We start from the raw sequence: 6,845 nt of genomic DNA, 5'->3' as shown, positions 1-6,845 counted from the left end.
CGTCAAACTTCGCTCCACGCACGGAACACACTCATCGACCTGGCCTGCTGCTCAGCTACGGCACTGCAGTCCCGGTCGAACTCACGGGACTAGGGACATAGCCAACCGCCCGTCCGACAAAGCCATTTGTGGTCCGGCCACCCGCCGGAACGTCCTCCAGGAACCGTGAACACCCATGCCCTTCCTCGACCACGCCCACCTCACCGAAGCCGACTTCGCGGCCTTCGAGCAGCTGCTCGACACCCGCCGCGACGGCAACGACCGCACCCACCCCCACTGGGAACTCGTCCCTGGCGGCGCGCAGCAGGACTCCTTCGCGGTCTTCCGCCCGACCGGCGACCGCGGGAGCACCCTGCCCAACCACTGGGAGGCCAAGGTCTACCTCGACGAGGCCGGCCACATCCTGCCCGAGCAGCCCGGCCCGCCGGCTCCCCTTCCGCCGCTCGCCACCGTGCTGGCCGCGCACCTGCCCGGCTGGTCGGCCCAGCCCTGCCGGCTCAACCCGGGGCGGGACCTCGCCGACCTGACGGGCCAGCTGTGGGGTCGGCACCCCTCGCTGTGGAACAGCGCCACCGCGCCGCACAGCGCCTTCGCCCTCGCCGGTCCCGGCGGTGAGCGCCTGCTGGTCGTCCAGCCGCACCCCGACGGGCGGGTCTTCCTGCGCTCGATGCTTCCCGACGACGCGCCGGAGAACCGGTATCTCTGGTCGCCGAGGCCGCCGGACCCGGTGGAGTTCTCCGCCGACACCGAGCCCTCCGTGTTGGCGGCCGAGGTCACGGAGCGCTTCGTTCCCGCCTACCAGCGGGCCGCCTGGTACGCGCGAACCGCCGCCGTGGAAGACGCGCTCGTCTCCCTGGACGACCTGAGCGTCGCGTACGTCCTGCCGGCGAACACCCAGCGCTTCGGGGAACCCGAGGTCTTCGAGTCCGCGGCGGCCCGCGACCATGCCGCCTGGCAGCATCTCGACGTCCTGGCGGACCAAGGCCCCCACATCCTCGCCGGGATCCGGACGGTGACCACCGCCGAGGACCGCCTCGACCCTGTCATCGGCCCCCAGCTGCGCCGGCTCCACCACGCCGAGGACGCGCTCGCCGGCATCCGAGAGGTCCGCACCCGGTGGGCCCCCCTCACGACCCGCACGGCCAGCGACGACCCGGCCACCACTCGGATCCGCTCGTGGGCCCAGGACCAGCGCAACAGCGAGGCGTGGTCGCGCTCGGCGTGGGTCCCGGGCATGTCGCTGGCCGTGCTGGCCCAGGACGTCACCCGACGGATCGGCCGCCCCGTACCGAGCCGCGACAAGCAGGTCGAGGCAGCCGTGGCCCGCACCGAGCGCCGCGGGACCGGCTTCACTGCCGAGCCGGCACCAGCACCCTCGCCTCCCGCCACTGCCCCGCGCCGTACCCGCTGACCGCACGCCGCCAAGGAGATCCACTCATGACCGATCCGGGTCATCGGGCACCCGAGGAGTTCCTCCCTCGGTCCGGCACACCGGCCGCATCTCTCCCGCCGACCGACAGGGCTGGGCAGGAGTACGCCGTCCAGCGTCTGGCCGCCGCCGGGCCGGGCGAGTTCCCGGAAACGCTTCACCAACTCGTGAGCAGCGACTTCGGCGCGGTCAGCCGCCTGCACGAACTCGTGAGCACGGCGGCGCAGTGGTGCCAGGAGCACGGCGTCCGGCGGTACGGGGCCGAGCTGGATGCCCTGGCGGAGCGGATCACCGAGATCGGCGAGGAACTGCACCTCGTCCACGAGGGCCTCGCCGGTGAACTGGCCGGACGGAGCGAGCGGCTGGCCGCCGCGGTCAGCCGCTCCCCCGGCCGCCCTGCACGGACGCCGGCCGCTGCCGCTTCCCCGGCCCTCCGCGGAACGCAGGCGCTCGCCCCGCGCACCGCCGAGACGCCGCCGCCCGCCGTGACCGGGCCCGCTCACCGCCGCTCCGCCCGCTGAGGCGGCCTTCTACCACTGCTTCCCCGGCCGGGCCAAGCCGCGGATCCTCCGGACCATCGACACCCCAGCCCCCGCTCCCGCAGGGGCGAGCGTCGTAGGAGCACCGCCATGCAGCCCGTCACGTTCTCCAAGTCCGGCTTCGGGGTCACTGCTCACACCCGCCGAACTCCTCCGAACAACGAGTTCACACCGGTCACCACTCTCCTGGCGGCCCGGGGCGTCGAGTACACCATCGACTTCGAAACCGGCGACTACATCGACGCCCAGCTGCCGGACGGCAGTTTCCTGCTCGCCGGCCCCCAGTACGCCGACTACCAGGAGCCCGGATGGAGCGGCCCGCAGAACGGCTGGTTCGCGGAGTGGCTTGAGCTCGGCGGCGAGCCCGCACCCCTGTACGACAGCCAGCCGGGGCAGCTCGACCACCAGCACGGCACCAACCCAGAGCCGCTGCTGGCCTGCCTCAACGAGCACCTCGACCAGCGCGGCGTCCCCTCCGAGCAGGAGGTCCGGGCCCGGACCCTGCGGGCCGAGTCGCTGCTGCACCGCGCGGGCTTCGTCCCCACCTCCCAGAACGGTGTCGCCTGCCACCGGCTCCCGGCCGCGATGCTCGACCCGGACGAGCGGCGGACGGCCGTGACCCGGGCAGCCGACTACCTGCGGGCCGAGGGCTTCGGCGTCGACTGCCCCACGGACCTGACCGACCGGGCCGCGGCAGGGACCGCCCTTCCGTCCCGCCCGCTCGACCGCCTCGGCGAGGACATCGCGAAGGCCGGCCACACCGAGGACGTGGTGGCCGCGCTCAGCGTGCTCACCGCCCCCGGCGACGGCGTGCTGGACCAGGCCGTCGACGCCCTGCACCAGACCGTCACCTGGTGGGAGGGGCTGAACGCGACCGCCTCCGATCCGCACTACGCCGCCCGCCTGCGCGAGGTCGCCGACCTGACCGACCGCTACGTCCGGGAGATCCGGGCTCTGCGGGGGGATCTCGCGGACCGGCACGCCGCGCACCCCCAGGCCGCGGCCCGGTCGGCGGCGAGCGGGCACGACCTGCGGGTGGCCGCCGCCCTCGCCTCCTCCCCGGCGTCCGAACGCACCCTCACCGGGCACCCCGCCGAAGCCCTGCTCGCCGCCCAGCCCCCGGCCACCGGCCGCCCCTCCGGCCGCGTCCGCTGACCCCCGTACGGAAAGCCCGCCATGCCCACCCCTGCACCGCAGCCCGAGGTCGTCCTCGGCCACCACCCCGACCACGGCGTCGTCGCCGCCCTGCCCACCCGGTCCGCGGCAGCGGCAGCGGCCTGGATGCTGGAGCGGCTGGAGTTCCAGCGCATCGCCGACCACCCCCACCTGTACGCGTTCACCGAGCAGCACCGCGACGCCCCGGACCGCCTGCGCTGGGCGGTCAAGGTCCTGAACGGCGCGGGCTACGCCGTCCACAGCGACCTCTCCCTGGACGCCCACTCCGAGCCGCAGGTCGGACTCCCCCGGCAGGTCGCCGCCCACCGCACCCCTGCCGCCACCACCGCTCGCGGGTTCCGCACCGACGAAGCTGCCCTGCTCAGGAGCCCTGCGGCCCGGCGGGGCCCCGCTACCGCCGCGGCCCCGCCCAGCCCACCGCCCGGGGCGGCCGACCCCCGTGCCGCGTTCGCCCGCACCCGCTGACCACCCACCACCCGGTTTCGAGGAGATCCGCTGTGTCCACACCGGCCACCACCACCGACGAGCAAGCCCCCGCCCTCCTGATCTGGCGCAACCACCAGCGCCCCGACGTCTATGCCGCCTCCGGCCTGCTTCCGCAGCCGGTCGCCGACGCGATCCTGCCCGCGCTCGGCTTCGAGCCCGACCCGGCCCGCTCCGGCTTCTTCACCCTCACCGACCCCGAGCACAACGGCCAAGAGCGCGCCCGTGCGGCGGTGCGGGCGCTGCGCACGATGGGCCACCGCGTCGGCACCGAGCCCGCGTTCGACGTGCCCGGCACCACCTGGCGGCCCAGCCCCGACGAGCCGGACGTCGCGTTCGGCAAGCACCCCGACCTGGGAATCGTCGCCGCCGTCAGCGACGGCCTGCCGATCACCCCCGCGCCGTTCCTCACCCGGGCCGGCTGGCACCACGTGCCAGCCCTCGACATCTACCTCGCCCCCACCCGCCAGCACGAGGCCGGCATCGACGCCATCGCCGCGCTCACCGAGCCGCTGCGACAAGGCCGGTACACCGTCGCCGTCGACTACGCCCTCGCCGCGGCCATCCGCCCGCCCGGCACCGGCACCGGCACCCGCAAGCGGGTTGAGGTGTCCCCTGGTGCCCCGGCAACGACCGCCCCGTCGGCCGCCGAGGCGAAGACCGGTGTGTCCGCCCCGCTGCCGCCCGCGGTGCCCTCCGGCGTCCGCAGCCGCTGAACCCCATCCCCTGAAGCAAGGAGCAACCGTCATGGCCGTGAAGAAGGTCTGGACGATCACCCACTCGTGCGGGCACGAGAGCGAGCGCAACCTCGGCGACCGCCCGGCCGACCGGCGCGCCGGGTACGCCGACTGGCTGGCCCGGCAGGAGTGCACCGAGTGCTGGCGCGCGGCGAAGGAGGGCGACGAGGCCGACAAGGCCGCGTGGCTGGCGGCCAAGCGCGCCGAGGAGCAGGCGGAGTCCGACGCCTGGTCCGAGCGGTACCGGATGCCGCCGCTGGAGGGCACCGAGCGGGGCACCGCCTGGGGCGTGCGCTGTCGCCACCAGCTGCTCGCCGCCGCCTACACCGCCCTCGTCCTGGAGGGCGATATGGCCGAGGCCGACTGGGAGCGGGTCGAGGAGCAGGCCCGCACCGTGACCCGCGCCGGCTGGTGGATCGACCAGCGCTCCTCCGAGCCCGGCGACCTCCAAGAGCTGCTGGAGGCCGCCACCGTCGCCGACCGCCCCACCGAGAACCCCTTCGTCTGACCCGGCCGACACGGGCCCCACAGCCCAACTGTCCTTTCCCTGCAAGCGATTCGGAGAACACCACCATGCCCGCTCCCGTTCTGCACTGCACCGTCCGGCGTACCGAGAGCACCCTGGAGCTGTTGAACGCGCTGTTCACACTCAGCGACGACCCGGGCTTCGAGCCGCTCCTGCTCGACACGTGGTCGCCTGGTGCGCCCGCTGAGGAGGAGCACGACATGGCGTGCCTGGCGGCGCTGCTGGACGAGCCGCTGGCGCTGCGCCGGCCCCGAACCGGCCACACCCCCTCCAAGCGGCTGACCTGGCACTGCTCGATCCGCAGCTCCCCGTCGACCGCGCTCACCGAGGACGACTGGTACGACCTGGCCCTGGATGTCCTGGACGCCACCGGCATCGATCCGGCCGGCGACAGCACCGCGTGCCGGTGGGCGGCCCTGCAGACCGCGGAGGACCGTATCGACATCGTCGCCACCGTCGTCCGCCAGGACGGACGCTGGGCCCGGCTGCACAACGACGAGGTCTTCGCCCGCTTCGCCTGCGAGAAGTTCAGCCGGGCCCGCGCCGCCTCGGTCCGCTGAGGCACCCGGTCCGCCGCCACCGGCCACTACCACCGTCCGGCGGCCCGGCCAAACCGCCGGATCCGCGGATCCTTCCCTCCTCAGCCCGATCGCCGGGCACGCCGCCCGAGAGGGGACCGTCGTGATCGCCCACCTGCAGCGCGCCACCAACACGGCCGCACTGATCCCCGTCCTGTACGGGCACGACGCTCCGCGGTTTCGGCTGCGGCCCCGGCTGATCGGGGCAGACTACCGCAACTCCCACCAGCAGCTACCGCTGTTCGGCGACCCGCGGGAGGTCCTGGGCAGCGGCGTGCTGGACGCCCCGGCCGCCAGGATCGGCGCCCGGGCCCCCGCGCGGCCGGTGTGGCTGTGCTCGGTCAGGTCCGACCCACGCCACCCCGATCTGACCGACACCCAGTGGGCGGACGTCGCCCGGCGCCTGGTCGCCGTCACCGGGATCGCCCCCGCGGGCGACCCGGACGGCTGCCGGTGGGCGGCGATCCGCAACCTCGACCGCTCGGTGCACATCGTCGCCACCGTCGTCCGCGAGGACGGCTCCACCCACAGCACCTACCGGGACGCCTTCCACGCCCAGGCCGAGTGCCACCGCATCGCCGCCGACCTCGGCCACCTGGCGCGCACCGCCCCCTCCGTCACCACCGCCAAGGACTACCGCATGCCTACCCCACCGATCGCCATCGGCCTCGAACCCAGCGGCGCCGTCGTCGCCAAGGGCGCCAGCGACGACCTCGCAGCCGCCCTGCTCAAGCACGCCGGCTTCGCCGAGAAGGGCGACTGGTACGGCCGCCGCTACCGGCTGCCCACCACCACCGCCCCGGCCGACCGCGCCGCCGTCGCCACCCACGCCGCCGAGATGCTGCGCGCCGCCCGCTACGACGTCGACCTCGACCCCCGGCTCGACACCGCGCTTCCCGGCAGGCCCGCCGACCGGCACCAGCTCTCCGCCGACGAGCAGCTCCTCCAGGTCACCGACCAGATCCGCGGCGCCGCCAGCTTCGGCGAACTCGCCGAGGCGCTCGACCAGGTCCTCGACCCCGACAGCGGGATCCTGGACCGCGTCCACGACATGTTGGAGGCCGCCTCCGAGCAGGCCACCGACCTCGACCCCGAGCAGTACGCCCTCTCCGACCGTCTCGGGGTCGCAGCCGACTTCGTCTCCACCGCCCAGAGCGAGCTGGCCGGGCTGGTCGACGAAATCCAGTACGCCCAGTCCCGCGAAGCTTTCGATACCCGTTCTGCCACCGCCGACGCCGCCCGCGCCGCCTCCCCCGCCGTCACCGCCCGAGGGACGGCCGCCTCCGCGCCGCTTTCTGCCGTACCCCCGCAGGCGGTCGTGCCCCGGCAGACGGGACGCACCCGGTGACCGGCGCTTTCACCGTGGCCGGGGGTGGG

Annotated in this window: 8 protein-coding genes; all 8 read left to right on the top strand. The window is 74.4% G+C overall.

Going from position 1 to position 6,845, the window contains the following annotated elements:
- Positions 1 to 175: 175 nt before the first annotated feature.
- The 8 genes from OO57_RS12585 (at position 176) to OO57_RS45420 (ending at position 6,816) form a co-directional block, all read left to right on the top strand.
- Positions 176 to 1,411, top strand: coding sequence for a hypothetical protein (locus OO57_RS12585; RefSeq protein WP_033252465.1), 1,236 nt, complete (start codon positions 176 to 178; stop codon positions 1,409 to 1,411).
- A gap of 185 nt (positions 1,412 to 1,596) precedes the next feature.
- A complete protein-coding gene (locus OO57_RS12580; RefSeq protein ID WP_033252464.1) occupies positions 1,597 to 1,950 on the top strand; it encodes a hypothetical protein in 354 nt (117 codons plus the stop codon).
- Between the two features lie 108 nt (positions 1,951 to 2,058).
- Positions 2,059 to 3,123 carry a hypothetical protein gene (locus tag OO57_RS43775; protein ID WP_051777388.1) on the top strand — a complete coding sequence of 355 codons (1,065 nt, stop codon included), beginning with the start codon at positions 2,059 to 2,061 and terminating at the stop codon, positions 3,121 to 3,123.
- Positions 3,124 to 3,144: 21 nt separating this feature from the next.
- A complete protein-coding gene (locus tag OO57_RS39405; RefSeq protein WP_051777384.1) occupies positions 3,145 to 3,609 on the top strand; it encodes a hypothetical protein in 465 nt (154 codons plus the stop codon).
- A 32-nt stretch (positions 3,610 to 3,641) separates the two neighbouring features.
- Positions 3,642 to 4,343, top strand: a complete 702-nt coding sequence (locus OO57_RS39400) for a hypothetical protein (RefSeq protein ID WP_051777381.1) — start codon at positions 3,642 to 3,644, stop codon at positions 4,341 to 4,343.
- Between the two features lie 31 nt (positions 4,344 to 4,374).
- Positions 4,375 to 4,872: a hypothetical protein gene (locus OO57_RS12560; RefSeq protein ID WP_033252463.1), complete on the top strand. Its 498-nt coding sequence runs from the start codon at positions 4,375 to 4,377 to the stop codon at positions 4,870 to 4,872.
- A 65-nt stretch (positions 4,873 to 4,937) separates the two neighbouring features.
- Positions 4,938 to 5,450, top strand: coding sequence for a hypothetical protein (locus OO57_RS12555; RefSeq protein ID WP_033252462.1), 513 nt, complete (start codon positions 4,938 to 4,940; stop codon positions 5,448 to 5,450).
- Positions 5,451 to 5,571: 121 nt separating this feature from the next.
- Positions 5,572 to 6,816 (top strand): hypothetical protein, encoded by a 1,245-nt coding sequence (locus OO57_RS45420; RefSeq protein ID WP_051777377.1) that lies wholly within the window; start codon positions 5,572 to 5,574, stop codon positions 6,814 to 6,816.
- Positions 6,817 to 6,845: the final 29 nt, after the last annotated feature.

This window comes from Kitasatospora phosalacinea (assembly GCF_000717185.1).
In the GTDB taxonomy this organism is placed as follows: domain Bacteria; phylum Actinomycetota; class Actinomycetes; order Streptomycetales; family Streptomycetaceae; genus Kitasatospora; species Kitasatospora phosalacinea_A.
The sequence above is the reverse complement of the archived record's forward strand: the minus strand, read 5'-3'. Positions and strand labels throughout refer to the sequence as shown.

Coding starts and splice junctions, on each gene's coding strand:
- OO57_RS39405 (WP_051777384.1), top strand. CDS start 3,145: ATGCCCACCCCTGCACCGCAGCCCGAGGTCGTCCTCGGCCACCACCCC.
- OO57_RS12555 (WP_033252462.1), top strand. CDS start 4,938: ATGCCCGCTCCCGTTCTGCACTGCACCGTCCGGCGTACCGAGAGCACC.
- OO57_RS12560 (WP_033252463.1), top strand. CDS start 4,375: ATGGCCGTGAAGAAGGTCTGGACGATCACCCACTCGTGCGGGCACGAG.
- OO57_RS43775 (WP_051777388.1), top strand. CDS start 2,059: ATGCAGCCCGTCACGTTCTCCAAGTCCGGCTTCGGGGTCACTGCTCAC.
- OO57_RS12585 (WP_033252465.1), top strand. CDS start 176: ATGCCCTTCCTCGACCACGCCCACCTCACCGAAGCCGACTTCGCGGCC.